Origin of the sequence: Pseudoflavonifractor capillosus (assembly GCF_016899775.1) — a bacterium.
Taxonomy (GTDB): Bacteria; Bacillota; Clostridia; order Oscillospirales; family Oscillospiraceae; genus Lawsonibacter.
In genome coordinates, this window is record NZ_JACJJE010000135.1 from 1 (window position 1) to 1,180 (window position 1,180).

Annotated in this window: 2 protein-coding genes and 1 pseudogene; 2 read left to right on the forward strand and 1 reads right to left on the reverse strand. The window is 48.1% G+C overall.

What is annotated here, in order from left to right:
• Both H6B31_RS16645 and H6B31_RS16650 read left to right on the forward strand, forming a co-directional pair.
• Positions 1–220, forward strand: a pseudogene (locus H6B31_RS16645) (ATP-binding protein); the annotation flags it as partial.
• A 14-nt stretch (positions 221–234) separates the two neighbouring features.
• Complete coding sequence (locus H6B31_RS16650; RefSeq protein ID WP_204899519.1) at positions 235–429, forward strand: transposon-encoded TnpW family protein; 195 nt, start codon at positions 235–237, stop codon at positions 427–429.
• A gap of 63 nt (positions 430–492) precedes the next feature.
• On the opposite strand, the gene H6B31_RS16655 is transcribed toward H6B31_RS16650, so the two are convergent.
• Complete coding sequence (locus H6B31_RS16655) at positions 493–921, reverse strand: regulatory YrvL family protein (RefSeq protein ID WP_346014113.1); 429 nt, start codon at positions 919–921, stop codon at positions 493–495.
• Positions 922–1,180: the final 259 nt, after the last annotated feature.

The following is a 1,180-nucleotide window of genomic DNA, read 5'->3' on the forward strand; positions in this document are numbered from 1 at the left end:
TTTCAATGTGATTGACAGCCGTTACCGCAGCGGCAAGCCGCTGATCGTCACGACCAACCTCACGCTGGACGACCTGCACAACCCGGAGGACACCGCCCATTCCCGGATTTATGACCGCCTGCTTTCCATGTGCGTCCCGGTACGCTTTACCGGCGACAATTTCCGGCAGGAAGCCGCGCAGCGGAAAATGGAGAGCATGAAGAAACTGATTACCGACTGAAAGGAGTATTGCCTATGACAGATAACAAGCAGCACGACACCCGCACCACACGCCGCCCCGACTGCGTGACGGAAATCCGCATGGGCAATTCCGTCCTTGTCGTGTCCGGCTATTTCAAGAAAGATACCACGACCACCGCCGCCGACAAAATGGCGCGGGTACTGGAAGCGGAAGCCGCTGCTACACAGGAGCCGACTTGTCCGGCGTGAGCCGGGGCATGGAAAAAGCGGCCATGCCGGAGAGCGTGGCCGCTGAAACTGGAAAAGCTGAAATCAGGACTCTTTTTTCTTGACATCGCTAATTCCAAAGAGTGCAAACACCAGAGCCAATACAATCAGCGAAATTGTATTTGCAGATACAGAGGACATGAAATAATCAACAATATAGAAGCCGCAAAATGTAGTGACAGTATCTAACAACACATACATACAGACGGCCATTTCCCTTGTTATTCTGTCGAGATTAAGCAATGCTTTTGGTAATGCGCCCGCTACTAAATTCATGGGATACGAAACAACCGACGCGATTATAAAATACAGGATAAAGCCGCCGACGCTCTCATACTCAAAGCCGAGCAGACGCATAATTGCACCGCTGAATATAGCGATTATGGACAGGACAGCGATTATTAGAACAGCCCCCAAAATGAATGTGATTATTTTTTCCCGCTTTTTGTTGCTGTTATTATCCAAGCGTTTCACTCCCTTATGTCTTAATTTGGTTTTGAAGATGATATGATTATATCACAGAAGCATGAACTTTTCTACTGAACCATTGAACACAGAACGCTACACAAAAATCAGCAATTTGACAAATCATAAAGAAGCAGATTTTACACTTTTGCCGCTATACAGCCCCCGCTATTCCGTGGTACAATAAAGCTACGGAATAGTGGGGCTGGCTGTCGGAAACGGAGGATTTTATGTTAAGACAAGCCACCCAAAACCTCATTACCGCCCT